The 25,684-nt window shown below is 44.0% G+C and carries 27 protein-coding genes; 23 read left to right on the top strand and 4 right to left on the bottom strand.

The genetic code is table 11. The features are described from left to right. Nucleotides 1-148: 148 nt before the first annotated feature. The 3 genes from scfA to secD all read left to right on the top strand — a co-directional run bounded on the left by scfA (nucleotide 149) and on the right by secD (nucleotide 4,031). Complete coding sequence (gene scfA, locus E5329_RS22000; RefSeq protein WP_016307221.1) at nucleotides 149-289, top strand: six-cysteine ranthipeptide SCIFF; 141 nt, start codon at nucleotides 149-151, stop codon at nucleotides 287-289. Between the two features lie 140 nt (nucleotides 290-429). Next, nucleotides 430-1,797, top strand: coding sequence for a thioether cross-link-forming SCIFF peptide maturase (gene scfB / locus E5329_RS21995; RefSeq protein ID WP_135991473.1), 1,368 nt, complete (start codon nucleotides 430-432; stop codon nucleotides 1,795-1,797). Between the two features lie 89 nt (nucleotides 1,798-1,886). Beyond that, nucleotides 1,887-4,031: a protein translocase subunit SecD gene (secD, locus tag E5329_RS21990; protein ID WP_135991472.1), complete on the top strand. Its 2,145-nt coding sequence runs from the start codon at nucleotides 1,887-1,889 to the stop codon at nucleotides 4,029-4,031. A 280-nt stretch (nucleotides 4,032-4,311) separates the two neighbouring features. On the opposite strand, the gene E5329_RS21985 is transcribed toward secD, so the two are convergent. Both E5329_RS21985 and phnD read right to left on the bottom strand, forming a co-directional pair. Then, nucleotides 4,312-4,932 carry a hypothetical protein gene (locus tag E5329_RS21985; protein WP_135991471.1) on the bottom strand — a complete coding sequence of 207 codons (621 nt, stop codon included), beginning with the start codon at nucleotides 4,930-4,932 and terminating at the stop codon, nucleotides 4,312-4,314. A 153-nt stretch (nucleotides 4,933-5,085) separates the two neighbouring features. Further along, nucleotides 5,086-6,867, bottom strand: a complete 1,782-nt coding sequence (gene phnD / locus E5329_RS21980) for a phosphate/phosphite/phosphonate ABC transporter substrate-binding protein (RefSeq protein WP_168356723.1) — start codon at nucleotides 6,865-6,867, stop codon at nucleotides 5,086-5,088. A gap of 177 nt (nucleotides 6,868-7,044) precedes the next feature. On the opposite strand from phnD, the gene ispE reads away from it, so the two are divergent. The 16 genes from ispE (at nucleotide 7,045) to E5329_RS21900 (ending at nucleotide 21,360) form a co-directional block, all read left to right on the top strand. Then, entirely contained in the window at nucleotides 7,045-7,926 is an 882-nt protein-coding gene (gene ispE, locus E5329_RS21975) for a 4-(cytidine 5'-diphospho)-2-C-methyl-D-erythritol kinase (RefSeq protein WP_135991469.1), read from the top strand. A gap of 22 nt (nucleotides 7,927-7,948) precedes the next feature. Continuing rightward, nucleotides 7,949-8,623 carry a GntR family transcriptional regulator gene (locus tag E5329_RS21970; RefSeq protein ID WP_135991468.1) on the top strand — a complete coding sequence of 225 codons (675 nt, stop codon included), beginning with the start codon at nucleotides 7,949-7,951 and terminating at the stop codon, nucleotides 8,621-8,623. A gap of 181 nt (nucleotides 8,624-8,804) precedes the next feature. Next, nucleotides 8,805-10,304: a spore germination protein gene (locus E5329_RS21965; protein WP_135991467.1), complete on the top strand. Its 1,500-nt coding sequence runs from the start codon at nucleotides 8,805-8,807 to the stop codon at nucleotides 10,302-10,304. 18 nt (nucleotides 10,305-10,322) lie between these two features. Next, the gene (locus E5329_RS21960; protein ID WP_135991466.1) at nucleotides 10,323-11,444 is read left to right on the top strand and encodes a GerAB/ArcD/ProY family transporter; all 1,122 of its coding nucleotides are present in this window, start codon (nucleotides 10,323-10,325) and stop codon (nucleotides 11,442-11,444) included. Then, nucleotides 11,431-12,594, top strand: coding sequence for a Ger(x)C family spore germination protein (locus E5329_RS21955; RefSeq protein ID WP_135991465.1), 1,164 nt, complete (start codon nucleotides 11,431-11,433; stop codon nucleotides 12,592-12,594). Before E5329_RS21960 ends, E5329_RS21955 begins: the two co-directional genes overlap by 14 nt. Before the next feature lie 268 nt (nucleotides 12,595-12,862). Next, a complete protein-coding gene (locus E5329_RS21950; RefSeq protein ID WP_168356722.1) occupies nucleotides 12,863-13,465 on the top strand; it encodes an accessory gene regulator B family protein in 603 nt (200 codons plus the stop codon). Next, entirely contained in the window at nucleotides 13,450-13,554 is a 105-nt protein-coding gene (locus tag E5329_RS21945) for a cyclic lactone autoinducer peptide (RefSeq protein ID WP_135991463.1), read from the top strand. Before E5329_RS21950 ends, E5329_RS21945 begins: the two co-directional genes overlap by 16 nt. A gap of 76 nt (nucleotides 13,555-13,630) precedes the next feature. Continuing rightward, nucleotides 13,631-14,167: a hypothetical protein gene (locus E5329_RS21940; RefSeq protein WP_135991462.1), complete on the top strand. Its 537-nt coding sequence runs from the start codon at nucleotides 13,631-13,633 to the stop codon at nucleotides 14,165-14,167. Nucleotides 14,168-14,262: 95 nt separating this feature from the next. Further along, nucleotides 14,263-14,982 carry a LytR/AlgR family response regulator transcription factor gene (locus tag E5329_RS21935; protein WP_135991461.1) on the top strand — a complete coding sequence of 240 codons (720 nt, stop codon included), beginning with the start codon at nucleotides 14,263-14,265 and terminating at the stop codon, nucleotides 14,980-14,982. After that, nucleotides 14,979-16,283, top strand: a complete 1,305-nt coding sequence (locus E5329_RS21930; protein WP_135991460.1) for a sensor histidine kinase — start codon at nucleotides 14,979-14,981, stop codon at nucleotides 16,281-16,283. Before E5329_RS21935 ends, E5329_RS21930 begins: the two co-directional genes overlap by 4 nt. A gap of 151 nt (nucleotides 16,284-16,434) precedes the next feature. Beyond that, nucleotides 16,435-16,956, top strand: a complete 522-nt coding sequence (locus tag E5329_RS21925) for a hypothetical protein (RefSeq protein WP_135991459.1) — start codon at nucleotides 16,435-16,437, stop codon at nucleotides 16,954-16,956. 107 nt (nucleotides 16,957-17,063) lie between these two features. Beyond that, nucleotides 17,064-18,206: a hypothetical protein gene (locus tag E5329_RS21920; RefSeq protein ID WP_135991458.1), complete on the top strand. Its 1,143-nt coding sequence runs from the start codon at nucleotides 17,064-17,066 to the stop codon at nucleotides 18,204-18,206. A gap of 1 nt (nucleotide 18,207) precedes the next feature. Beyond that, nucleotides 18,208-18,987, top strand: coding sequence for a hypothetical protein (locus tag E5329_RS21915; protein WP_135991457.1), 780 nt, complete (start codon nucleotides 18,208-18,210; stop codon nucleotides 18,985-18,987). A gap of 4 nt (nucleotides 18,988-18,991) precedes the next feature. Further along, nucleotides 18,992-19,855 (top strand): hypothetical protein, encoded by an 864-nt coding sequence (locus E5329_RS21910; protein ID WP_135991456.1) that lies wholly within the window; start codon nucleotides 18,992-18,994, stop codon nucleotides 19,853-19,855. Between the two features lie 10 nt (nucleotides 19,856-19,865). After that, a complete protein-coding gene (locus tag E5329_RS21905; protein WP_135991455.1) occupies nucleotides 19,866-20,510 on the top strand; it encodes an ABC transporter ATP-binding protein in 645 nt (214 codons plus the stop codon). A gap of 82 nt (nucleotides 20,511-20,592) precedes the next feature. Further along, on the top strand, nucleotides 20,593-21,360 hold the full coding sequence (locus E5329_RS21900) for a class I SAM-dependent methyltransferase (RefSeq protein ID WP_135991454.1): 768 nt from the start codon (nucleotides 20,593-20,595) through the stop codon (nucleotides 21,358-21,360). Between the two features lie 2 nt (nucleotides 21,361-21,362). On the opposite strand, the gene E5329_RS21895 is transcribed toward E5329_RS21900, so the two are convergent. Further along, nucleotides 21,363-21,689 carry a DUF5713 family protein gene (locus tag E5329_RS21895; protein ID WP_135991453.1) on the bottom strand — a complete coding sequence of 109 codons (327 nt, stop codon included), beginning with the start codon at nucleotides 21,687-21,689 and terminating at the stop codon, nucleotides 21,363-21,365. A gap of 161 nt (nucleotides 21,690-21,850) precedes the next feature. Between E5329_RS21895 and spoIIR the strand changes: the two genes are divergently transcribed. From spoIIR to galU, 4 genes are all read left to right on the top strand, one after another. After that, nucleotides 21,851-22,471: a stage II sporulation protein R gene (spoIIR, locus tag E5329_RS21890; protein WP_135991452.1), complete on the top strand. Its 621-nt coding sequence runs from the start codon at nucleotides 21,851-21,853 to the stop codon at nucleotides 22,469-22,471. Between the two features lie 165 nt (nucleotides 22,472-22,636). After that, nucleotides 22,637-23,467, top strand: a complete 831-nt coding sequence (gene murI, locus E5329_RS21885) for a glutamate racemase (RefSeq protein ID WP_135991451.1) — start codon at nucleotides 22,637-22,639, stop codon at nucleotides 23,465-23,467. Nucleotides 23,468-23,470: 3 nt separating this feature from the next. After that, nucleotides 23,471-23,923: a DUF1934 domain-containing protein gene (locus tag E5329_RS21880; RefSeq protein WP_135991450.1), complete on the top strand. Its 453-nt coding sequence runs from the start codon at nucleotides 23,471-23,473 to the stop codon at nucleotides 23,921-23,923. A 12-nt stretch (nucleotides 23,924-23,935) separates the two neighbouring features. Next, on the top strand, nucleotides 23,936-24,826 hold the full coding sequence (galU, locus tag E5329_RS21875; RefSeq protein WP_135991449.1) for a UTP--glucose-1-phosphate uridylyltransferase GalU: 891 nt from the start codon (nucleotides 23,936-23,938) through the stop codon (nucleotides 24,824-24,826). A 76-nt stretch (nucleotides 24,827-24,902) separates the two neighbouring features. Here galU and E5329_RS21870 read toward each other — a convergent pair whose 3' ends face one another. Next, on the bottom strand, nucleotides 24,903-25,352 hold the full coding sequence (locus tag E5329_RS21870; protein ID WP_135991448.1) for a hypothetical protein: 450 nt from the start codon (nucleotides 25,350-25,352) through the stop codon (nucleotides 24,903-24,905). Nucleotides 25,353-25,684 lie beyond the last annotated feature (332 nt).

Genomic DNA, 25,684 nt, shown 5'->3' with positions numbered 1-25,684 from the left:
TACAGGTTTTATAAGACCTGCAGATACTTTTTGCATTATGGAACTGTTAAAAACCCGGGCAACTGTGGAATTTTTGAAATAATGCTTTTCTTTTAAGCAAAATTGTGATATACTTTGCCTTAGCGAAAACAGAAAGGAAGTAATTCAAATGAAACATGTAAAGACATTAAATACAAAAAGATTACAGAACACAGTGAAAAAAGGCGGCTGCGGAGAATGCCAAACTTCCTGCCAATCTGCATGCAAGACAAGCTGCACGGTAGGAAACCAGAGCTGTGAGAACAAATAATTTCCGGAACAGGAAGTTTCCTTCCGGACTGGACATAAGAATGAAGCCGGACCGTTCGCATCAAACGAGCGGTCATTTGTGCGTTATGCATGAGGAAGGTTTGGAAGCACACAAAAGGATGGAAAGTGAGGAAACCGGCATTGGTTCACCAGTATAAAAATAACGGATACAATATCGTTCTGGATGTGAACAGCGGAGCCATACATATTGTGGATGATGTGACTTATGATGTGATTCCCCTGTTTGAGAAAGAGACTTCAAAAGAAGAAATTGTCTCCCGTCTGAAACAGAAGTATCCCCAACAGGACATTGAGGAAAGCTGCGAAGAGGTTAAAACTCTGGCAGAGAAACAGCAGCTTTTCACCAGTGATGAGTATGAAAATTACATGGAGCAGTTTAAGGACAGGCCCACGGTGGTAAAAGCATTGTGCCTTCACATTGCCCATGACTGTAATCTGGCCTGCCGTTACTGCTTTGCCGAAGAAGGGGAGTACCATGGAAGAAGAGCCATGATGTCTTTGGAAGTGGGGAAAGCGGCATTGGATTTTCTCATTGCAGAATCCGGAAACCGGCGGAATCTGGAAGTTGATTTCTTTGGCGGAGAGCCGCTGATGAATTTCGAAGTGGTAAAAGAGCTGGTTGCGTACGGACGGGAACAGGAGAAGCTTCACAATAAGAATTTCCGGTTTACCCTGACTACAAACGGCGTATTGCTGAATGATGAAATTATGGAATTTGCCAATCGGGAAATGGCAAATGTGGTATTAAGTATTGATGGAAGAAAAGAAGTCAATGACAGGATGCGCCCCTTTCGGAAAGGCGCGGGCAGTTATGATTTGATTGTTCCTAAGTTTCAGAAGTTTGCAGAAAGCAGGAATCAGGAAAAGTATTATGTGCGGGGAACCTTTACCCACAACAACCTGGATTTTTCTCAGGATGTGCTGCATCTGGCGGATTTGGGATTTCAGCAGATTTCTGTGGAGCCTGTGGTAGCGCCTCCCACAGAAGAGTATGCATTGCGCAGAGAAGATCTGCCCCAGCTGTTTGAAGAATATGACAGGCTTGCGGCCGAGATGGTCCGCCGTCACAAAGAAGGGCGCGATTTTAATTTCTTTCATTTTATGATAGATTTGGAGGGAGGCCCCTGTGTGGCAAAGCGGCTTTCCGGCTGCGGTTCCGGAACCGAATATCTGGCTGTCACTCCCTGGGGAGATTTATATCCCTGCCATCAGTTTGTGGGAAATGAAGAATTTTTGATGGGAAATGTGTTAGAGGGAGTGAAAAACAAGGAACTGCAGAAGGAATTTAAGCATTGTAATGTATATGCCAAAGAAAACTGCAGGAAATGCTTTGCAAAATTTTATTGCAGCGGCGGCTGTGCGGCCAATTCCCATCATTTTCATGGAAGCATAACAGATACCTATGAAATCGGCTGTGAGCTTCAGAAAAAGCGAATTGAATGCGCCATTATGATAAAAGCTGCATTGGCGGGGGAGACAGAAGGCTGACTGCCGGGCCAAGCAGCAGAAAATGTGCCGGCTTTGGGCAGCAGAGCATGTCCAAAAGGCAGGAGAATAAAGTAAGAGAGGAAAGAATCATGAAGAAAAGTAAAGCTACAGGGATTTTGGCTCTGATTCTGGCAATCATGGTGGGTATGACCTGGTATGCGGGAACCATTATCTCAACGGTTGGTGTAGGAGAGAACCGGAACATTAAGCTGGGACTTGACCTTGCAGGCGGCGTCAGCATCACCTACAGAGCAGTGGATGAAAATCCCTCTGCAGAGGATATGAAAGATACCGTGTACAAGCTGCAGAAGCGTGTAGAAGTGTACAGTACGGAATCTACGGTATATCAGGAAGGAAATGACAGAATTAATATTGAAATTCCAGGCGTTTCCGATGCAAACGCTATACTGGAAGAGTTGGGCAAGCCGGGTTCTTTGGAATTCCAGAATGAAGCCGGGGAAACACTTGTTTCAGGAACTGATATCCAGAACGCCCAGGGCGGCACTTACACAGATAATATGGGAAATCGCCAGTATGTGGTGGATTTGACACTGACCGACGAAGGAGCGGAAAAATTTGCCAAGGCAACGGCCGATAATGTTGGAAAAACTATGCCGATTGTATACGACGGAGAGACCATCAGCGAACCAGGGGTAGATGAAGCTATCACCGGGGGAAAAGCCCAGATTACCCATATGGAGAGCTTTGAAGCTGCAGAGGAGCTGGCCTCTATCATCCGTATCGGGTCCCTGTCCCTGGAATTAGAAGAACTTCATTCCAAGGTAGTGGGAGCGCAGTTGGGAGAGGAAGCGATTTCCACCAGCTTGAAAGCGGCTCTTATCGGTTTGCTTTTGGTTATGCTGTTTATGATTGTTATGTACCGGGCGCCGGGATTTACCGCCAGCCTTGCCCTTGTGCTTTATTCTGCACTGACCGTTTGGGCGCTGTGGATTTTTGATATTACGCTGACTTTGCCTGGTATTGCAGGTATTATCCTGTCCATCGGTATGGCGGTGGATGCCAATGTCATTATTTTTGCACGTATCCGGGAGGAAATCGGTGCAGGCAAGACCGTAAATACGGCCATTAAGCTTGGTTATGAGAAAGCCCTTTCTGCTATTGTGGACGGCAATATCACCACATTGATTGCAGCGGTTGTGTTGGGAATGAGAGGTTCCGGTTCTGTGAAAGGCTTTGCTTACACCTTGGGAATCGGTATTGTGTTATCTATGTTTACCGCATTGGTAGTGACCCGCTGGCTGATGAAATGCTTCTATGCGTTGGGTGTACAGGATGCCAAATATTACGGTTCATCCACAGAGCGCAAGACCGTTAATTTCCTGGGAAAACGCATGATATGTTTTGCAATCTCAGGGCTGCTGGTTCTGGCTGGCTTTGTTGGAATGGGTATTAATCATTCCAAGGATGGAAATATTCTGAATTACAGCCTGGATTTTGTAGGAGGAACTTCCACCACAGTGACCTTTCATGAGGATTATACCATCAATGAAATTGACGAGAATATTGTTCCGGTTGTGGAAGAGGTTACCGGGGATCCTAATGTCCAGACCCAGAAAATTGAGGGAACCAATCAGGTGGTAATTAAAACCCGTTCTCTGGAACTGGCAGAACGTGAAGCTTTAAACCAGGCGCTGATTGAGAAGTTTGATGTCAGCGAAGACGGAATTATTGCTGAGAATATCAGTTCCACAGTAAGTAATGAGATGAAATCAGACGCAATCTGGGCAGTGGTTATAGCAACCATCTGTATGTTGATTTATATCTGGTTCCGGTTTAAAGATATCCGCTTTGCAGGCAGTGCGGTAATCGCCCTTTTGCATGACGTATTGGTGGTGCTGGCATTCTATGCAGTGGTAAGGATTTCCGTGGGAAATACCTTTATTGCATGTATGCTGACCATTGTGGGTTACTCGATTAATGCCACCATCGTTATCTTTGACCGAATCCGTGAGAATCTGGGAGGAAGCAAAAAGAAAGATCCGGAGGCTCTGATGGAAATAGCGAACCGAAGCATTACCCAGACCTTGTCCAGAAGTATCAATACTTCACTGACCACCTTTATTATGGTGTTTGTGCTGTTTATTCTGGGCGTCAGCTCCATTCGGGAATTTGCCCTTCCGTTAATGGCAGGCATTATCTGCGGCGGTTATTCTTCGGTATGCATCACGGGTGCATTGTGGTATGTATTTAAAACAAAATTTGCCAAAAATTAAATAACAGATAATAAATGATTGTTAGATAAGCTAAGGTTGTGTCTCTTTAAGATTCACAACCTTAGCTTTAAGTAACATAATCGCCATAGAAGTTTCTTCCTTTTGTGTTGAATTGATGATTGAAACATATGAGATTTATTATATCATACTCATAAAACAGAGTATGTAAAGATTTTATGAATTCTTCAGGCATACAGGCAGAATGGCTATCATGGATAGAAAAGGAGAGAAACCGGAAACTTCCGGCTTCTCTCCTTTGAGTTTTTATGAGTTTATCCCTTTATGATTCAGTCTCGGTTTCTGTTTTATTTACGCCTGCCCAGTCATCGAATTTGTCCATAACGGCCTTGTAAGTTCTCTGGGAAATATCCGGCAATTTGGAACCCCATGCGCCGGTAGCAGCTTTAAAGCCCTTCTCAAATGCAGCACGCATTTCTTCTGCTTTGGAAGCGTCTCCGCCAGTGAGAGCCTTAGCAAATTCAAGGATACGGTCGGAGGTCTGTTCTACTCCCCAGTATCCATCGTCAGCGATATCGGCCTGTGCCTGTGCTTTTACGTCGGCGCTTACGGTAAATTTACCGCTGGCAAGGAATTTCCACATATCGTCAGCCTGGCCGATTTTCTTACCCTGGCTGGTCATCATCTTCTCTACCAGGCTTCTCATCTGGGAAGTTCTGGCTTCTGCATCTTTCTTCAGACGAGCTACAATTTCATCTTTGGAATAGATGCCCTTGGTGGAAGAAGCGCTAGAGGATGTACCTTTCTCATATACAACGCCTTTGTTATTCGTAGTGTTCTTAGAAGTGTCTGTTTTGTCAGCAGTCTGTGTATTCTGCTGAACAGACGTACTGTTATAAGCTGCAGTACTGGTATTTACATTATTTACACTGTTTACGCTCATAGTATTGTCCCTCCTTGGCAAAAATTAATTTGGTTGTCCGTAACCTGGTTCCATCGTTACTCCTATCAATTATATCGGAAGATAAAGGAAATAATTAACACTTTTCTGGTATTTTACCTTTGATATCATCAGGAAATTCTGTTATTAAAATGTTTATTTTGCATTCTGTACCTGGCGGATCAAATCGTAATTGCTGTCTTTGGCCTCCACAAAGCCGGTTACCGGAGTGGTAATGCCGGAGAAATCGCTGAAGTTCAAAAAGGCGTTCTTTATAAGTGAAATACGTTCCGCATCCATATTCCGGCTAAAAGCAATGGCGTCCTTCTGGATATTGCCGGTGGCGGAAATAATGTGAATGCCTGACATGTCGGTTCCGGCATTCTGCATTTTCTCATAGGCTTCATTATAAGTGGCGCCGGCGTCAAATTCGCCGCCTATGACGCCCTGGATTACCTGGTCATGGCTGCCGGCAAAGGTGACATTCAAAAATATTGATTCCGGATCAAGGCCGGCTTCTTTCATGCTGTGCTTTGCATACAGATAGCCGGAAGCGCTGTTCTTGTCCACATAGGCAAACGTTCTGCCGGGCAGATCCTGCAAGGTCTCGATTCCCGAGTCATTTCTGGTAATAATGTATCCATTGTAGTAATCCCTGCCATTAATCAGCGGGGTGGCTACCGGAATCAGGGGAGTCATTTCTGCCGCTGTAATATAGGCAAACGGGGAGAACCAGCCGCCGTCTATGGTTCCCGTTTGGAGCTGTTCGCCCAGGGAGTTGTAATCTTTTACAATAATAATCTTAACTTTCATCCCCAGGGAATCGAAAATGCGGGCCAGTACCGGCTGGTACATATTCTTGATATCGCTGGGAGAAGTAAATGGATTGATGCCGATTACGATGTCATCGTTCCCCCTGACGGCGCACATGCTGTACTGAAGCTTCTCGCACATGGAACTGATGCTGTCACAGCAGGAAAACAGCGTATCGGTTTTCTTCTGGTGCTGGGCAATCATTTCAATGGAATCCTGGGACTGGCCGGCAGCGATGGAAATGGTGTTTGCAAGCAGCTCCAAAGCCTCTGTTACATCAGAGGACACTGCTACATTTGTCTGGGAAACGGCAGTAAGGTTCCCCATATTTTTCTTAATGTCCGTAAGAGATTCGTGGGTTCCGGTAAGGATATTAACAGTGCTTTCCACAAACCCGCTGAGCTTTTCAATGGATTCCTCAGAATGCCTGGTGGATTCATGGCTGCTGTGAATGTTTTCTTCCAATTCTTTTACAATATCTTCGATTTCATTGATAAAAGAATCTGTCTCATCCGAAAGCTTTCCAACTTCTCCTGCTACAATAGCAAATGCCTTGCCTGCCTCTCCCGCATGTGCGGCAGTGATGGAGGCGTTCAGCGCCAGCAGAGTGGTCTCTTCGGAAATATTCTTGATATATTCCACGATCTTATGGATATTCTGGGAAGATTCCAGTAATTTCAGATTGGTTTCCTGCGTAATCCGCAGAGTATCTGTAAGATCATGGAGCATGTGATAGGTTTCTTTGATAGTATCCTTTTTCCCTGTAATATTGCTTAAAACCGCATCAGCTTTTTCTTCCACCAGACGGATATGTTCATTCATGGTTTCGCTGTTATCGTTGACCTGCTGAATTTTCTCTTCTACATAGGCTGCCTGTTCCAGATTTTCAGCAGAGGAATTGGCAATCATCTGATTATGGTTTACCAGGGTGGAAAATGCCTCCTTATTCTGTTTGGCAATCCAGAGAAGATGCTCTGTGTCAAAGCCAAGGGTTTCCATCATGCCGCTGATTTCTGAAAGGATCTGTTCATGTTCTCCCACGGGGCGGGAACTTTTTCCAGAATCAGAGAGAACGGCTGCTGTCTGTTTGGATTTCGATAAAAAATTGTGAAACAAATTAATCATTCCCTTCCTCAAATAAAGTAAAAAAGCTGACATTTCAGAATCAGTATAACAGGAAGCAAATTTCTCTGCAAGACAACACATAGCAAAATATGTCAAAATGTTCCTGGAATGTTGACTTTTTTTGTAAAAAGTGTTTAACTATAAGAAAGAGTGTATACAAAATACAGGAGAGATGAAATGATGGAATTAAAGTTAAAAGCCCTTGCAAAAATCAACCTGGGACTGGATGTGTTAAGGCGCAGAGAGGATGGTTACCACGAAGTGCGGATGATTATGCAGACCATAGGGCTCTATGACAGAATTGTCCTGAGAAAAACCAGAAAGCCTGGAATTCGGGTCAAGACCAATTTGTATTATCTTCCTGAGAATGAGAATAATCTGGTGTATCAGGCGGCCCAGCTTCTGATAGATGAATTTGGGATCAGAAGCGGCGTATTTATTGATTTGCAGAAATTTATTCCTGTGGCGGCTGGAATGGCAGGCGGCAGCTCTGATGCTGCGGCAGTATTATTTGGAATGAACCGGATGTTTCGCCTGGGGCTCTCCAGAGAGGAGCTGATGCGGCGGGGGGTGAGGATTGGAGCGGATGTGCCCTATTGTATTATGCGGGGGACGGCGTTGGCGGAAGGCATCGGCGAGCAGCTTTCTGCACTGCCGCCCATGCCCAGGTGCAAAGTATTAATTGCAAAGCCGTCTGTCAGCGTATCCACGAAGTTTGTGTATGAGAATCTGAAACTGGATGACGCCACTCGGCGCCCGGATATTGACAGCCTGATAGAGGCTCTTCATGACGGGAATCTGGAGGGAGCGGCGGCCTGTATGGGAAATGTGCTGGAGAATGTAACCATACCCAATTATCCAGTGATTGCACAGATTAAGGAAGAAATGATAAAGGGCGGAGCGTTAAATGCCATGATGAGCGGAAGCGGCCCCACGGTGTTCGGATTGTTTGCAGAGGACAAGCTGGCAGAAAAGGCGTATCAGAAGCTTCGCAGAGGAGATTTGGCAAAGCAGGTATATTTGACAGACATTTATAATAATGCAGGAAAACGAGTATGAACAATAAAAAGAGAGGTAGAACATGACGGACAAGCTGGAATTGAATACAAATGCATATCTTCCCCTGCGGGATGTGGTGTTCCATACTCTGCGGGAAGCAATTTTAAAGGGAGAACTCAAACCGGGAGAACGTCTGATGGAACTGCAGCTGGCATCGAAGCTGGGGGTAAGCCGTACCCCTATCCGTGAGGCAATCCGTATGCTGGAATTGGAGGGCCTTGCGGTGACAATGCCCAGAAAAGGGGCGGAGGTTGCCAAAATGACAGAAAAGGATATGGAGGATGTTCTGCAGATTCGTAAGGCTTTGGACGAGCTGGCAGTAGGGCTGGCCTGTGATAATATGACAGAAGAAGAGCTGAAACAGCTTCAGGTGGCGCTGAAGAATTTTGAAGAGAGCACCAGAAGCGGAGATGTGAAACAGATTGCCCAGGCTGATGTGGAATTTCATGACGCCATTTATCAGGCGGCGGATAATCCGAAGCTGGTAAATATGCTGAATAATCTGCGGGAGCAGATGTATCGTTACCGGGTGGAGTATCTGAAAAATGAGAGCATTTATCCAAGGCTGATTGAGGAGCATCAGGGGATATATGACGGGCTGAAGCGCAAGAATAAGGAAGCGGTTGTGGAGATTGTAAGCCATCATGTGGAAAATCAGGAGATCGTAGTGAAGAATATTATTCAGGAACAGGAATGAGACGGTAAGCGCATGGGGAACCTCAGAAGACTGAGTGAAAAATATTATTCAGCAGCAGGAATAAAAAGGAAAATTCGGGAAAAGATAATAATAAACGTAAGAAAAGGATAGGCAGAAATTGCTTATCTTTTTTTTGCGGAGATATCTGAAAATTCCGTTTATTATGGAAAGGGAGAAAAGGATGGCGGTTCAAATTACTTCGGATTTGCAGGAAAATATCAGCCAGTTTGAAGAGCTGTTTTCTGATTGTGCAGACATAAAGAAAAGAAAAGTAAAAGTAGGGCAGAAATTAGAGAAGGAATGTTACATTGCTTATATTGAGGTGGCAGTCAGCAGTACGGAATGGAAGGATTCGGCAGTGGGCAAAATCTTACAGACGCTGCGGGAGCTGCCAGAGGAAAAGCTGGTGGCTTATGTGGAGCAGAATGTAGAGGATATATCCGATTCCCAGCCCTTTGCCACCATAGAGGACGCTGCTCAGGGAATGCTTACCGGAGATGTGCTCTTTTTTCTGGAGGGATATGACAGGGCCCTTAAGATTCCCGATAAAGGCTATCCGGGCAGAGGGGTGTATGAAACAGAATCGGAGAAGGTGATCCGAGGCTCCAATGAAGGCTTTTCCGAATCCATCAAATTGAATACGGCATTAATCCGGAAGCGTCTCCGCAGCCCTCATGTGAAGGTAAAAGAGAGCTTTACCGGAAAGCGGACGCACACCAATGTAGATCTGGTTTATATGAAAGACCTGATTTATCCGGGGATGTTGGAAGAGGTGGAGAAACGTCTGGGAGAATTTGAGATTGACGGCGCCTTAGACAGCGGAATTATTGAGCAGCTTACGGAAAAGAGAACTTATTCTCCTTTTCCTCAGTTTCAGACCACCCAGCGGCCGGATCGGGCGGCCATGGCTATTTTGGAGGGAAGAATCGTGCTGCTGTCAGATAATTCTCCGGTGGCTTTGATTCTTCCGGCTACTTACAATACCTTTATTCAGACCAGTGACGACTATTACAGCCGCTGGGAAATTGCGTCTTTTACAAGAATGCTCCGGTATCTGGCGTCCTTTCTTGCCATGACCTTTCCAGGGCTGTATCTTGCCATGACGAATTTCCATACCCAGATTCTGCCTACGGATCTGCTGCTTTCTCTGGCTGCTGCAAGGCAGGGAGTGCCTTTTCCGGCAGTGGTGGAAATTATTCTGATGGAAGTGGCCTTTGAACTGCTGCGGGAAGCCGGCGTAAGGCTTCCGGGAGCAAATGGGAACACCATTGGAATTGTGGGCGGCCTGATTATTGGACAGGCAGCCGTGGATGCAAACATTGTCAGCCCCATTGTGGTGATTGTGGTGGCTCTGACTGCCTTGTGTTCCTTTGCGGTGCCCAATGAAGAATTTGCCACCGCTTTCCGCATTTTGAAATTTTTGTTTATTCTTCTTTGCGGATATCTGGGGTTTTTTGGTTTTCTGGTGGGAACGCTGGGAATTCTGATCCATTTGTCGCATATGGAAAGCTTCGGTATTCCTTATCTGGCGCCTTTTGTGGGAGCAGATTTGAATGGATATCAGGATGAGCGGGACACGTTTCTGCGCCTTCCCTTGGAATTTCTGAAAAAACGGCCCATTTATACCAAAGAAGGAACGCGTACCAGATTGAAATTCCGACAGCAGGGAAAGGGGAAATAAGGAGGAGGTTCAAAAAGTATGTTTGCGGATAATTGGAAAATATCATTACGGCAGGTAAGGCGGCTTCTGATTCTGGATATCTTCGGATTAAGCAGCCTGACGCTTCCTGGAATCTTGTCTTCTCTGACAGGGGCAGACGGAATTTTCTGCCTGATATTGGGGATGGCAGGCGGCTGGCTTCTGTTGTGGCTGATGCAGAAAAATCTTCAGAATGCAGAAGGAGATTATTACCATTATATGAAGGATACGGCGGGGCAGATTGCAGGAGACGCCTTTATGGTGTTTTATTACCTGTATTTCGTCACACTTTGCGGGTTTGTTCTTTATCAGACTACAACCCTTGTGCTGACCTGGCTGCTGCCGGAAGGTTCTTATTTTTGGGTCAGCATTTTACTGTTGCTTTTGGCGGCTTACGGAACGGTGCGGGGAATCGAAGGAAGGGCCAGAGTTTATGAGATCATTTTCTGGTTTCTGGGAATTCCCTTGCTGGTTATGCTGTTTCTTGCCTTGCGGGAGGTTCAGACAGATTACTGGGCTCCCTTGATGTATTCTAAGGGTGGGGAGTTCCTCTACGGAAGTACAGCTTACTGGATTTTTTTGCTGCCGCTGACGGCGATTTTGTTTCTGAAGCCTTTCTGCCAGAAATCAGAGAAGCTTGCTGGCTGCGGCCTGAGCGCTCTGCTATATGTTACGGCTTTGAACGGTTTGATTTATCTGATCCTTCTGGGGGTTTTTGGAAGAAATACCCTGGGCGTGCTGAAGCGGCCGGTGATTACATTGATGAGCATGATCAATCTGCCAGGGGGATTTTTTACCAGACAGGATGTGATTATGACCTCCGTGTGGTTTCTGGCGTTGTTTGCACTGATGCATACCGGGGCGTTTCAAAGCACGCTGATCCTGAAGGAGCTTTTTCAGGAATCGGGAAACCGTTACAGTATGTGGATTTCGCTGGCGCTGGCGTTTATCATTGGATTGGGATTTTTCGGCAATACATTTTTGATGGAAATATATGAGATTTACCAGAAATGGATTGTACTGCCGGGAATGATAGGGATTTTGCTGATTCTGCTTCTGGCGCACTATACCAGGCGGCGGTTGGGAATAAGGAAGGAGAAAGAAGAGAGTGAGGAACATTAAATCCGTGAAAAAGTACAGAGCGGCATTGCTTCTGACTATCGGAATGCTCCATGCGTCAGGCTGCGCTTCCACAGAACTGGAACAACGCAGTTTTCCCCTGGCTGTGGGAATTGATTTGCAGGAGGAGGATTATGAAGTCATCGCCAGGGAAGCTTCTGAAGAAGATGTATTCCGCAGGGAGGCGGGAAAAACGCCGGATCTGGTGGTAAGCTATGATTTTCCGGATCTTGCCCAGATTTCGGAAAAGGGAAAGACCGTGGACACTGCCATGGGCCTGTCGTTAGAGGGTGCGGACATGTATCATGTGGAAAAATCTTATGAAAATAATACCAACCGGGTACTGGATTACAACCATATGAAAGCGGTGGTGCTGGGGGAAAATGTTTTCTCAGATACGGTGCAGCTTCGGGGGATTCTCTCAGCCTGGGAGCAGCGGGAGGCCTCTGCAAGAAATACCAGCCTGCTGATTGGCAGCGGATCGGCGGCGGAGATTTTAAGCCTTACAGAAGAAACAGAAGGCTCCATGGGAACGTATCTGGAGGAAATGTTGGAAAGCCAGAAGGACTTTAAACAGAATAAAATTGCCACTGTGGGAAATCTGATGAACCAGTGGCACAATCAGGATGAACTTCTTTTGATTCCAGTGCTGACGGAAGAGGGAAATCGGCCGGTTATTACCGGATATGGGGCGGTTTCCAATTTTAATTATCAGGGAATTCTTACCGTGGAGGACGCCATGAAATCCTTTCTCTGCCAGAATCTTCTGAAGAAATTCACCTGTGAGCCGGCAGAAAACCTGGTGGTGGAAATCTCAGATATCCAGGCCAAAAAGACGATCACACTCGAAGGGACACTGCCCGTTGTGACAGTCAGAATCACAGGAAAAGGCCGTCTGAAAACCGGACAGGTCAGTTCTGTCTCCGAACAGTATCAGCTGGAGAAAAAGATAGAAAAACAGCTTACGGCGGATCTGGCTGAAACGGCAGGACGGCTGCAGCAGGAGTATGGAATTGATGTGACAAACAGTTTTATTTCCCTGGGCAGCAAAAACTGCAGCCTGTACCAGATGTACCGGAATTATCCGGATGCCTATAACCAGGAGGCGCAGCATGTGTTTCAGGTGGAGATTGCTATGCTGAATTGGGAGTAGGGGGTGTTATTCTCCGGCGGTTAAATATCACAGCGTCTTACTTGCTCAAATCTTCATCTGCTGCGATATTTAGCCGCCGGAGTAATAATTCGTGCAGCCTTTTCCTGCATAAGCAGGCTGCTGTGGAGAATAGAGACAATAAAGTCTGCAGCTTCAGCGGTTTTAGAAAACATGTGGAATTCGGGGACAAAAATACAGTCATTGACGGACATACGGTGCATTTCTTTTTCATAAAATGTTACAATACATGTGGGAAGGGAGGCTGAGGATGTTACATAAAATTTCGTCAGAATTAGCGGGAAAATTGCTGAAACGGACAGAGACTGCGAAGTACAGTCAGGATGTTTATATATATGGCATAGAACTTTTTATATCAACCTTGGCAGAGCTTATATTTATTTTGTGTATGTCTTTGGTATTTGCGTCTTTCTGGGAAGGAGCGGTGTTCCTGGTATGGTTCTTTACGCTACGTATTTTTTCCGGAGGCTATCATGCGGGAACATACAGGAACTGTTTTCTGGTAACAGCAGGGGCGTTTTTATCCATAGAGTTAATGACAGGCATTCTGGTGAGGGTGAACTATGGGAGTATTATTTATTGCATTCTCGTATTTGCAGGCGCCTATATTATGATTCATGCGCCATTGCTTCATAAAAATCACCCGCTGAACCAGGAGAAGATGATAAAAAATGGAAAAATAGCGTCCGTGATTACCCTATTGCAGATTGCTGCGGCAGACAGGCTGTATGTTTATACTCATAGGTTGTTTTATATAGCAAGCCTTACCACATGTTTTGCAGCAGTATTGATGCTGATTGCAAATATTGAAAATGCAAAGGAAGGAGTGAGTAGACAATGGGATTCATTGTAAAGTTGATTGAATTATGCGCCCGCTTGGGGGCAGGCTGCGCTTCCAGCGGAGGATGTTATCAGCCTGAACTGCCCAAAGAATTAAGGTGAGAAGAAAGGGGATGACATAGCATCATTGCTTTGGCATCTCCTTTGTACAATCGTCAGGGAAAAGGAGAGCCATGGCATGGAGAATAGAGAAACGCGCAGATATGTGGACGTAATTAAGCTTGCAGCCGGCAGCCTGCAGTACAGAAATATTTCAGTGAAGCAGACATTTTATGACGCTGTATCGCAGTTATACTGGTATTATAAGAAATTGGGGAATAAAGAATATTTAAAAACAGCCATACTACATATTCAGGCTTATCTGGAAATGGGATTTGATTATGAGGAGGCAGGAGAACTGTTTAATAAAATACTGGGGGAGTTGGAAACGTCCAGGGAATTGATGTTTCCCAAAAAGTTCTATGTTTCAAAAAAGATCAGGCTGAATAAAACCCAGGTACGGAGTATGATTAAAAAATGGCCGGCTTCGCCCCGGCAGACAATGAAAATTGACGAGGTGATATCAGATATCATGAAGAAAATCTCAGAACGGGAAAATGGGATCTTTCATTATAAATGTGCGGTGACAGAAGATTTATACGAACTTGTCATAAGCCAACAGGAGATATTTTTCCACGATGTTCCGAGAGGTATTTTTTATGCATTTGAGGATTGAGAAATACGGATTTTTTGGTATAATGAGAGAAAAGGCGGCGGTTTGGTGCGGGGTGCCCGAACAGCTGCGGTTAAGAACATTCAGGGGAGGTATCTATGATTTATATTGCGGTATGCGATGATGAAGAACGGTCATTGGCCGTATTAAAAGAACGGGTAAACGCGTTGTTGAAAGAATACGGCATTTACGCGGAAGTGACGGGGTATTCCCAGAGCAGGCTGTTACAATTTGATATTGAGGAAGGAAAATATTTTGATTTGGTGTTAAGCGATATTGAAATGCCTTATATTGACGGTATGCAGTTGGCGGAATATATTAAGAAATATCTGCCGGAAGTGCTGATCATATTTATTACATCTCATATGAAATATGCGATAGATGCGTATGAACTGTCAATTTTCCGGTATGTTCCCAAAAACAACATGGATTCCAGGTTCAGCCATGCCCTGTTGGATGCAGTGAAAATGATTGAGTCCAGATCCAATCAGGTATATTGTATCAGTACACCCACCAGAATGGAAAAAATACCATACCGGAAAATATTATATATAGAACGGGATGGTAAAAATTCAGTGATAAATCTGACAGACGGCAGCGCGACCAGGGTGAGGAAAAGCCTGAGCGCTGTGTTAAAGGAATTGAGTTCGGATGATTTTGTCTTTATTGATCGGGGAAATATTGTAAATATTCCATATATTATGAAAATTATAGACGGTTGTGTGGAACTGGAAAATGGCATCCGCCTGTTTGCAAGTCATGCAAGACTGGAACAACTGAAAAAGAAAGTCAGTGAATTTTGGGGAGAAAGAATATGATGCTGGTTTACGGAATGACGGAATTTCTGTCCACTTTTATAGAGTGCTTTATTGCCTATCTGGTTTTTTCGGATATTTTTTTGGATAAAAGAAGATACGGTGACAGAAGAATGGACATCAGACTGGCCATTGTCGGTACAGTCGTGGTTTTATTCTGTAATCAGTTTGTGCTGTTTTCTTATTTTACACTTATCTTAATTGAAATATATCTGAGTGTGTCTGTATGGAGAGTTTACCAGGTAAATTATATCACCGCTTTTTCTGTCACTAGTTTTTATTTCACATGCATGAATTTTTTTGATTTTTTTATTCTGATAGCAGTATCAGATTTTTTTGACGGTTCACAGACACTGGATCAGATTTTAAGCAGTTTTGGCCCGGTGCGTGCAATTGTAATCACGATTGTAAATGGTTTGTGGGCAGCGCTTTACCTGTTTCTGAAAAAATATTTAAAGAGATTGTCTGTGGAACTGAAGGCGGCTTATCTGATTACTGCATTGTCTCTGGGAGGCTTTATCGGATTTATATTTTTGTCGCAGCAGGCATTGAAAATGATTGATAATTCCATGCCTGCTTTGTGGTTTTTTGTGGTGTGTTTCCTGGCGTCTATGATATTTATCAGTTATTTTGCCGTGATGCAGAAGGAAGAGGAACATAAAGTGAGTTTTCTTGAAATGCGGCATGGCTTATTAAACCAAAACTATAATTCTTTAAATGAAATTTACAGAACCAATGCTAAACTGTACCACGATTTAAACAATCATTTAAATCTTCTGTATCAGCTTTTGCAGGAGGAAAAAGTAGAGGAGGCCCAAAGATACATAAAAGAAATTGCAGAACCTATTCTGGTTTTATCGAAAAAGCAATGGACAGGCACAGATGTGGTTGACGCTGTGCTCAGCAGCAAGATTCAGGAAATGAAGGAATTAAATATTGTTCCGGATATCAATGTGGAATTTCCAGAAAACAGTACAATTTTGCCCAATGATCTGTGTACCATTCTGTCAAACCTTCTGGACAATGCAATTGAAGCAGTGGAAAAACTGGAAAATAACAGAATAATTAAACTGACCATGCGCAGGGCTAATTTTTTTCTGTTTGTCCGGGTGATTAATCCATGTGTTCAGAACAGGAAGTTTACGGCTTTTCCGGCTACCACAAAAGAGAATGCGGCATTACATGGCTGGGGGCTTCGGAGTGTGGAAGATGCTGTGAAACGGTATGCCGGCACGATGGAGTGTATCAATGACAACTATGAATTTATCGTAAATATTATGCTGCCCTTTGACAGAAAAAATTAGAATGCTGCAAGAGCGCTGACTGAAAGGAAGGGATGAAAAGGGGGAGCAGACTGAAAAAAGAATAACGCGGGATCTGAGAAAAGACTCCGTCCATATCGTAAACGATTCAATGATTGATATGGACGGGGTCTTTTTTGCAATAATAAAACATATGGACAGTAAATCAGTAATTGGCGGTCAATCTGGGCATAAAGGAAAAGGGGTATGGTATATTGACAATGCAGGGAATACCGGTAACTGCAATACAATAAAGGAGAATAAGTATTATGAAAAAACAAACTGTAAAGAGAACAATGGTGCATTGCTGGCGGCAGTAAGTCTGGCAACTACAGGAACCACTGCTTTTGCAGGAACGATTCCATTTAACGTAACGGTTGGAGGAAGCGGAACACAGGACCCGTTGTCGAAAAGGGAAATTAAAACGGCAGACGGGGATAATTATGCTTACTTTACAGGACATACCTTCAGTAAACCGAATGTAGGAATTTACGTAAAATCCTGTCAGAGAGAAAACAGTAACATATACACAAGCGAGGCATATCTGTCAAGCAGTAATGCAGGAGTCACCCAGAAGCGTTTATATAACAAAACAGCAGAAGGCGGCCTGTATTATTATATGAAAGCGAGAGCAGCAACCGACAGAATTACGGTATCCGGGAATTATTGTCCGTAATGCAGAACGGAAATTATTATGGGGGAAGATGCATTCTTCTCCCATGATAAATTGTCTGGCTCGTCAATATATAAGATTTTTGCGGAATAAGTGAGGTGCAATTTAATATGAAAAATAATGGAAGTAAAATAATTTTTATTATGATTTGCAGTCTGGTCATTGCAGGATGCGGACAAAAAGACAAGATGGCTGAATCGGCAGAAAATAATGTTTCAGCAGAAGCAGATGGGACAGAGATAATTGAAAAGAATTCTTTACAGACAGCAGAACCGGCAGATATACCAGAACAATTCAATGAAACCATCAATGGCGTAAATTTTGCATTAAAGCCAGAAATCCCAGAAAATCTTGACCTGGCCGGGATAAAAAGAAGCACAGCAGAAAAACAGGTTCCGGATTTGGAGCAGGTTATCAGTATAACAGCAGAAAACAGGACTGTGGAAGAAGAATCAAAAGATAAAACAGAAGGTGAGAATGGAGTTATTTATGATTCCTATTATGCGAAATACAGCGATGGAAGCATGGTATCAGCCAATACAACGCTGACTTACGCCACGCCGTTTTTTGAAAAAATTCATAATGCCTTCCGTCTGGAGGAGGCCGGTAAATATTCAAAGTCAGAATTGGCGTTTCAGTCACCGGAAAATTGCTTTCAGGAAATTCAAAAGTCACTGAATCAGTTTGGATATGAATCAGACGGATTTCATTATGATTATTATGCTTTGGATTATCAAACCATGCAGCAGGAAGAGGTTCAGCTGGACAAATCGGGAGAGGTTCTTGGAACGAAAAGCGAATGGTCAGCCGATGACGACTGTTATTATTTTTATATGGAACAGATACAGGATGGAATACCGGTATTCTACGGCGAGCAGGATTTTCCGGCGGACAGTCTGGAAAACAGACCCATACAGGCAGTTTATTCCGGAGACGGATTAGAACGCCTGGATGTATATAAATTATATCAGTTCCAGACAGAAGATGAAAGGGTATCTCTGAAGGATTTTGGGGATATCGCGCAAAAAGTAGCGGATAAATACGGAAATATTTTAACCGGTGCGGAATATACCGTAAAAAGGGCCAAATTATATCAGATGCCGGTAAAAGCTGCAGACGGAACCTATGAGGTAAAAGTCATCTGGTTTTTTGAAACTTCAGAAAAAGGAGTTGACAGCGAGACAGGGGAAAATTTTGAATATTCCGTGTATACCTGTATAGATGCAGAAACGGGAGAGGAAGTAACAATCTGATATGAAAAAAAGAAAAACATTTTATTTTTTCACAGACCTGTACCGTCTCCTGACCAGGAAAGAAACATATCTCAGTGTGGCGGGCGTAGCCTTAACGCTGTTTTTTGCTGTGGGAAGCTGGGAGGAACTGGCGGAATCTGTGATTTATACCTTATTGCTTGCCACATACAGCGCAGGATTTATCCTGTCCTTTGTATTCTGCGCCCTGCCCTATGGTTCTGTTTACAGTGAAGAACTGGAAAACAATTATATCCGGTATGCGGTAAACCGGGGAGGGCTTATGAAGTATATTATATCGAAAAATCTGGTTATTTTCCTGTCCTCAGTTCTGGCAATGGGACTGGGATGCCTTCTGTTTGCAGTAATTATCTCTTTTCATTTGCCCTGGATTGATGCGCAGACCTATGAGACATTTATCAGCTTTTGCGGTTACCGAGAAGTTTTGGACAATGGAAATTATGTTCTGTGGGTAGCTTTGTATGGGATACAATGGGGAATATTCGGCGGATGTTTGTCGCTGATTTCTTCCTGGCTTTCCCTATATATTTCCAATAAATTATTCGTACTGGCTATGCCTGCCCTGCTTTATCAGATCATTGTGGAATTAGGAGCAAATACATTCCGGAAAAATTCATTGTTAGATCCTCGTATCATCTTTGATGCAAGAAACAATCTTTTTTCGGATGATGTAAAAATGTTTTTATGGGCAGGCGGAGCGGGAGTTTTGACTTTGACAGCTGTTACTGCGGCAGTGTATCAAAAGATGCAAAAAAGGATGTGAGCAGATGGAAACGGTAAGATATATCAGACAATTAATGATTATGAAAACAATGAGCGTAAGAACCTATTCCCTGCTGCTCATTCAGGGATTTGTCATGTATGTGTATGTAAAACCGGCAGTCAGATTTTCCCAGGCTGTCATGTATCCCTTGTCGCCTTGGGGATTTCCTTTTATTTTATCCAATATTTATTTTTTGTTTCTGTTTTTACTGGAGATTATTTATTATTTTTCCAATGTTCCATTTATGCAGTATGCGAATATGTACCAGATCATACGGATTGGGCGAAAAAAATGGGCTGCGGGACATATGGTTTCCATTTTTTTTCAATCTTTTCTGATAATGGCGGTCAACTTTGGGTTCAGTGTCCTTTGGATGGGTAAAAACTGCCAGTGGGGAACAGAATGGGGAAAGGCGCTGCATACTCTGGCATTGACCAATGCACAACAGTATTACGGTCTGCTGTTTCATATTTCTTATGATTCCTTACAGCAGTATTCTCCGGTGGAATTACTGGGATATACGATGCTGATAGGAACTTTAACCATTTCCTTTTTAGGGCTCTTTATGTTTATGTTCAGCATTGTTTGGAGCAGGACAGCGGCAGTGGTGGGGGCTGTGGTAATGACAGCCGGAATTTATCTGGTGGAAAACATACATCCTCTGCTGTCTCAGAAAGCAGCCATGTTTTTTCCGGCATGCTGGCTGCGGACGGCGAATATAGGCGTAAAAGTTCATGGCAGTTCTCTGATGCCCCCAATGTCATATATCTTGGCTGCGCTTGTCATCGGCCTTGCGCTCATGTGCGGAATTATCATTTGGAGAGTTGGAAAAATTGAGTTTCAATGGCAAAAAGAAGATGAGATGTAAGGAGGTCATTATGGGCAGACAGAAAATTGAAGTGTGCAATGTCAGCAAAAAATTTGGAGACTCTGTTGTGCTTGACAAAGTTTCACTGGAACTTAACGGCGGAAAAATATATGGGATTGTGGGATATAATGGTTCAGGAAAAACGGTTTTATTTAAATGCATCTGCGGATTTTACCGGACGGACAAAGGAGCAATCAAAATAAATGGTCAGGTGATGCACAAGGATATTGATATTCTGAAAGGCGCAGGAATTATCATTGAGGAACCCGGTTATATCAGGAATTTCAGCGGGATTAAAAATCTGGAATGTTTATATCGGATTTGCAATAAGCCCAATCGGAAATATCTGAAAACTGTAATGACGAAGGTGGGCTTAAATCCAAATTCAAGAAAGCCGGTGTGCCATTATTCTCTGGGAATGCGCCAGAGGCTTGCAATTGCCCAGGCCACTATGGAAAATCAGGAAATTCTTATTCTGGATGAACCCATGAACGGCCTGGATAAAAGGAGCGTGTCGGATATGAGGAATTTTTTTGAAGAGTTAAAAGAACAGGGAAAGCTGATTCTTCTGGCAAGCCATAACAAGGATGATATCGAACTGTTGTGCGATGAAGTTTATGAAATGGATATGGGAAGGCTGAGCCGCCTTCGGTAAGCCCGGCGTTTCTAAAGTCCGTGACAAATTTCGGAAACCGTGCTAGACTGTAACCAGTAAAAAGATAAGGGAGCGATAAATTATGGAGAAAGAAGCTCTGAAAAAAATCTGGCTTCAGGAAGAAGAAGCGGCGCATATTCACGGATGGGATTTTTCCCATATCAATGGAAAATACGACGAGGAACGGGATTTGCCGTGGAACTACAGAGAGACGGTAGGGCGGTATTTAAAGCCGGATATGCAACTGTTGGATCTTGATACCGGAGGCGGTGAGTTTTTGCTGTCTCTGGGCCATCCCTGTGAGAGCCTGGCTGCAACAGAGAATTATCCGCCCAATGTTGCATTGTGCCGGGAAAAATTGCTGCCTCTGGGAATTGATTTCCGTCAGGCAGACAGCGGCGGCAGGCTGCCTTTTGACAGCGGGAGTTTTGATATGATCATAAACCGCCACGGGGATTTTAATCCGGAAGAAATCAGCCGTGTCATAAAGCCTGGCGGGATCTTTGTTACGGAGCAGGTAGGCGCTGAAAATGACCGGGAGCTTGTGGAGTTATTATTGAAGGAAGCGCCAAAACTTCCTTTTCCGGATCAGTATTTGAGGATAGCGAAATCGGCTTTTGAAACAAGAGGTTTCTGTGTGCTGGAAGCAGAGGAAGCATTTCGGCCGATTAAGTTCTGGGATGTAGGCGCCCTTGTCTGGTTTGCCCGTATTATAGAGTGGGAATTTCCCGGCTTTCAGGTGAAAGAATGTCTGGAAAATCTTTACCGGGCGCAGGAAATATTAGAGCGGGAGGGCGTGATAGAAGGGCGGATTCATCGGTTTCTTTTGGCTGTAAAAAAGAGAGGGTAGCGTTACCAATCCCTCTCTCTAATTGCGTCCTCCGGGCCAATGTCAATTTCAAACCATTGCAGAATATATGCAACCGTTTCACCGATGCTTTCCCGTGCGGCGGTTTCCAGTTCGCTGTCATTTTCTTCGAATTCTTCCTGCAGATCGTTGATGGCCAACGTCATGCAATCGAATTTCTCCTGTATTTTTTCCAGATCCCGTTCTCCGGTTTCCAGAAATGCAATCACATTCTGTACCAGGTCTCTGATTTTGTCCACCAGAAAATCCGGGAAATATCCGTCCTGATACATGTCTTTCAGGAGTTTGTAATCTGTATCGAATTTCTTCATAGTGAAAGCCCTCCATGTGTTTATTATATTCCATCCACCCTTATTTTACAAGGCGACAAAATGATTTTTCCCAAATTGTATAAAATGGAAATTTCCGGCAATACTCTTTTTAGCCGGCAGAAAAATATCCCCTCAGGGGAATGTCCAGAAAGGGAAAAATTATGAAGAAAACAATACATACGGGAATGATCCTGGCAGTTCTTGCAATTGTCCTGTTGGGATGCCGTCAATATAAAAGCCATGTTATGACAGAAGAGATCGCAGGGAAAATCATACGGTTCCATATCCGGGCAAACAGTGACGGGGAGGTGGATCAGGAACTGAAGCTAAAGGTCCGGGACGCCATAGGGGCGTGTATGCAGCCCATGCTTTTTGGCGTTACTGATATTGAAAAGAGCCGTCAGATTATAAAGGACAGTCTGCCTGAAATTGAAGAGACGGCAAGGCAGGTCATTGCTGCAGAGGGGTTTGCGTATTCTGTGAAAGCAGATCTTGCCGTTGTGGATTTTCCCCAAAAGACATATGGGAACTACACCTTCCCGGCTGGAACCTATGAAGCGCTGGAGGTTGTGATTGGAGCGGGAAAAGGCCATAACTGGTGGTGCGTCATGTATCCTAACCTCTGTTTTTTTAACAGTGTATATGAGGTGGTGGATGAAGAAGCGGAGAAATCCCTGGAGCGTGCATTAACGAAGGAGGAATATCAAAGTTTGATGGAAAATAAGGATTATGAAGTGAAATTTGCACTGCTGGATTGGATGAAGGAAAAGCTTAAGGATTGACAGTTTGAATCTTTCCCGGCAGAAAAGGCATGGGGCCGGATGCCTTGCGGCTGCATGTCTTTACATAGAATACAGGAAAAAACTGAAAATTTTCTCCTCCTCTTGCATTTTCACCCTAAAACGAGTAATATACATGTGTATGACCTGTTTAGGGAGATAATCAAGATGAAAGAATCCTTTGAAGATAAGAAATATGCTCCTGTGGGAGTGTTTGACTCCGGAGTGGGAGGGCTGACGGTGGCAAGAGAAATTATGCGTCAGCTTCCCAGGGAAAATATCATTTATTTCGGAGATACGGCCCGGGTTCCTTATGGGAGCAAATCAAAAGAAACTATTATCCGTTATTCCAGGCAGATTATTCATTTTCTGGAATCTATGGGAGTCAAGGCAATTGTAGTGGCCTGCAATACAGCAAGCGCTTTTGCATTAGAAGAAATCAGGCCCGAAATGAAAATGCCTATCATCGGCGTGGTAAAGCCAGGGGCAAAAGTGGCCGCTGAAACAACTGGAAATGGAAGGATAGGCGTGATCGGAACGGAAGGGACGGTAGGCAGCCGGATTTATACGGAGATGATTCACAGGCATAATCCGGGTGCGGTAGTTCTGGGAAAAGCCTGTCCCCTGTTTGTTCCTCTGGTGGAAGAAGGCTGGCTGAAGGATTCTGTGACCATAGAAGTGGCAAGACGCTATCTTGCATTCTTTCAGGAATCAGACATTGACACATTGATTCTGGGATGTACCCATTATCCCCTGCTGCGGTCTGTGATTCGGGACATTATGGGCGATACGGTGAACCTGGTGAATCCTGCCTATGAGACGGCCCAGGGTTTGAAACGTCTGCTGAAGGAACATCAGATTGCCAATGACGGAAAGAAAGAATTATTTGCCGAGTATCAGTTTTATGTCAGCGATGCGGCGGAAAAATTCAAGAATTTTGCCAATTCCATTCTGCCCTGTGAAATCAAAGAAGCACAATTAATACATATTGAGGAGTGACATATGACAAAAGATGTACTGTTATCAATCAGCGGTCTGCAGTTTGCAGCCAGAGATGAAGAAGATGTGGAGCCGGTAGAAGTTATTACGGCAGGCGACTACTATAAGAAAAATGGCAAGCATTATATTATGTACGATGAAGTCATGGAAGGATTTGATGGAAATACCAGAAATATCATCAAGCTTACGGATGAATCCCTTGATATTACTAAGAAAGGCGTTTCAAACGTTCACATGATTTTTGAGAAGAACAGGAAAAACGTTTCTTACTATAATACCCCCTTTGGAAGCCTTTTGATTGGGATCGATGCAAAAAGCGTGGACATTGCGGAGACAGAGGACAACATTGACGTGAAGGTGAAGTACAATCTGGAAGTGAACTATGAGCATCTGGCGGATTGTTCCATAACCATGAACATTAAATCAAAAGAGGCGGGAAATTTCACGCTTTCTTAAAGGAGAAAGTACATGAAAGTAAAAAAAGCGATTATACCGGCGGCCGGGCTGGGAACCAGATTTTTGCCGGCAACCAAGGCGCAGCCGAAAGAAATGCTGCCTATCGTGGACAAACCTACTATTCAGTATATTATTGAAGAAGCGGTAGAAGCCGGAATTCAGGATATTATTATTGTAACCGGCCGCAATAAGCGTTCCATAGAGGACCATTTTGACCGTTCCATTGAATTGGAGCTGGAACTGGAGCGAGGCGGGAAGCAGGAAATGCTTACTATGGTGAAAGAAATTTCAGAAATGGCGAATATTCACTATATCCGGCAAAAGGAGCCGAGAGGATTGGGCCATGCCATCCTTGCGGCGCAGCATTTTATTGGAAATGAGCCCTTTGCAGTGTTGCTTGGAGATGACGTGGTGGTGGCGAAACAGCCTTGCCTGGGGCAGATGCTGGATGTATTCCGGGAATATCAGACTTCTATTTTAGGTGTGCAGACCGTTGATCGCCAGGTGGTGGATAAGTATGGAATCATTGCCGGAAAACAGGTGGATGACCGGGTTTACAAGGTTACAGATATGGTAGAAAAGCCTTCTCTGGAGGAGGCGCCTTCCAATGTGGCTGTCCTGGGGCGGTATATTATTACGCCAGAGATTTTCCGGTTTCTGGAAACCCAGGATGCAGGTCGGGGCGGTGAGATTCAGCTTACCGACGCCTTAAAGAGACTGGCGAAAGAGCAGGCTATGTATGCTTATGATTTCATGGGGCACCGGTATGATGTGGGGACAAAGGCAGGATTTATCCAGGCCAATATTGAGTTTGCATTAAGAACGGATGAGTTAAGAGAAGAAATGAAAGATTATCTCCAGAGACTTCATGAAAACATGGAAGAAATGCTTCAGTATGATTAGAATCTGCTGCTTTGGCGGTTCCTTAGCATTCACCGGCAGGAACCGCCTCTTTATTTTTGTCATGTTTTGTATGCTCTTATTTCTGAGCTTCTTTTTTGAACCTGTCCCAGAATTTCTTCTTTTTAGCAACTGGTTCAATAGAACCTCTGAGTCCTTTGACGGAAGTGATATAGAGACCGCTGACTACAGCTTTGACTTCCTTCTTGGTGGGGATGCGATCGAAGATTTCCCCTTCACAGATAAATGTCATAATTTTTGGTCCGACTTTTGCCTTTACAATAGGCATTTTGGAGCCTCTCAGCATTTTGGGGGTTTGCTCTAATACTGCGGGGGGAAGCCCGGCGTCTTTTAGTTTCATTCGCTTTTTATCAATAATCAGCATTGATATGGTCTGCGAAGCTGCAGCAATCTGTGCGTCCTGTTCTTCTTTTTTCTTTTGTGATTTTTTACCCATTATGTAAAGCGCAATGGTTGCTGCCAGCAAAAGAACGGTAATTACAATCAATACAATTTGCCATGTTGCCATGAAAAAGCCTCCTTATGTTCGAAAATAGTGTTCGCCGTCAAACCCTAACTGCCGGAGTGTGATCCATGGCTGTTTTGGCTGTCTGGGTATTGCAGCGTCAGAAAATATTGTACCATTGATTCACGTAAAAATCAATGGTGCAATGTTTCTGGCAATGGGAAAAGTAAAGTTTTTGCAGAAAACCTGCAAAAAGTATTCATACATAAATGAATTATGTATATGATATGCAAAAAGTAAACAGTATACAGCTGTATATTAAGATATTCATTATATTATAACACCAGTTTACAACTTTTTTAATAAAAAAATGCCGCACAGGACTTTCTGTTGTA

This window comes from Petralouisia muris, from assembly GCF_004793545.1.
GTDB lineage: Bacteria > Bacillota > Clostridia > Lachnospirales > Lachnospiraceae > Petralouisia > Petralouisia muris.
The sequence above is the reverse complement of the archived record's forward strand: the minus strand, read 5'-3'. Positions and strand labels throughout refer to the sequence as shown.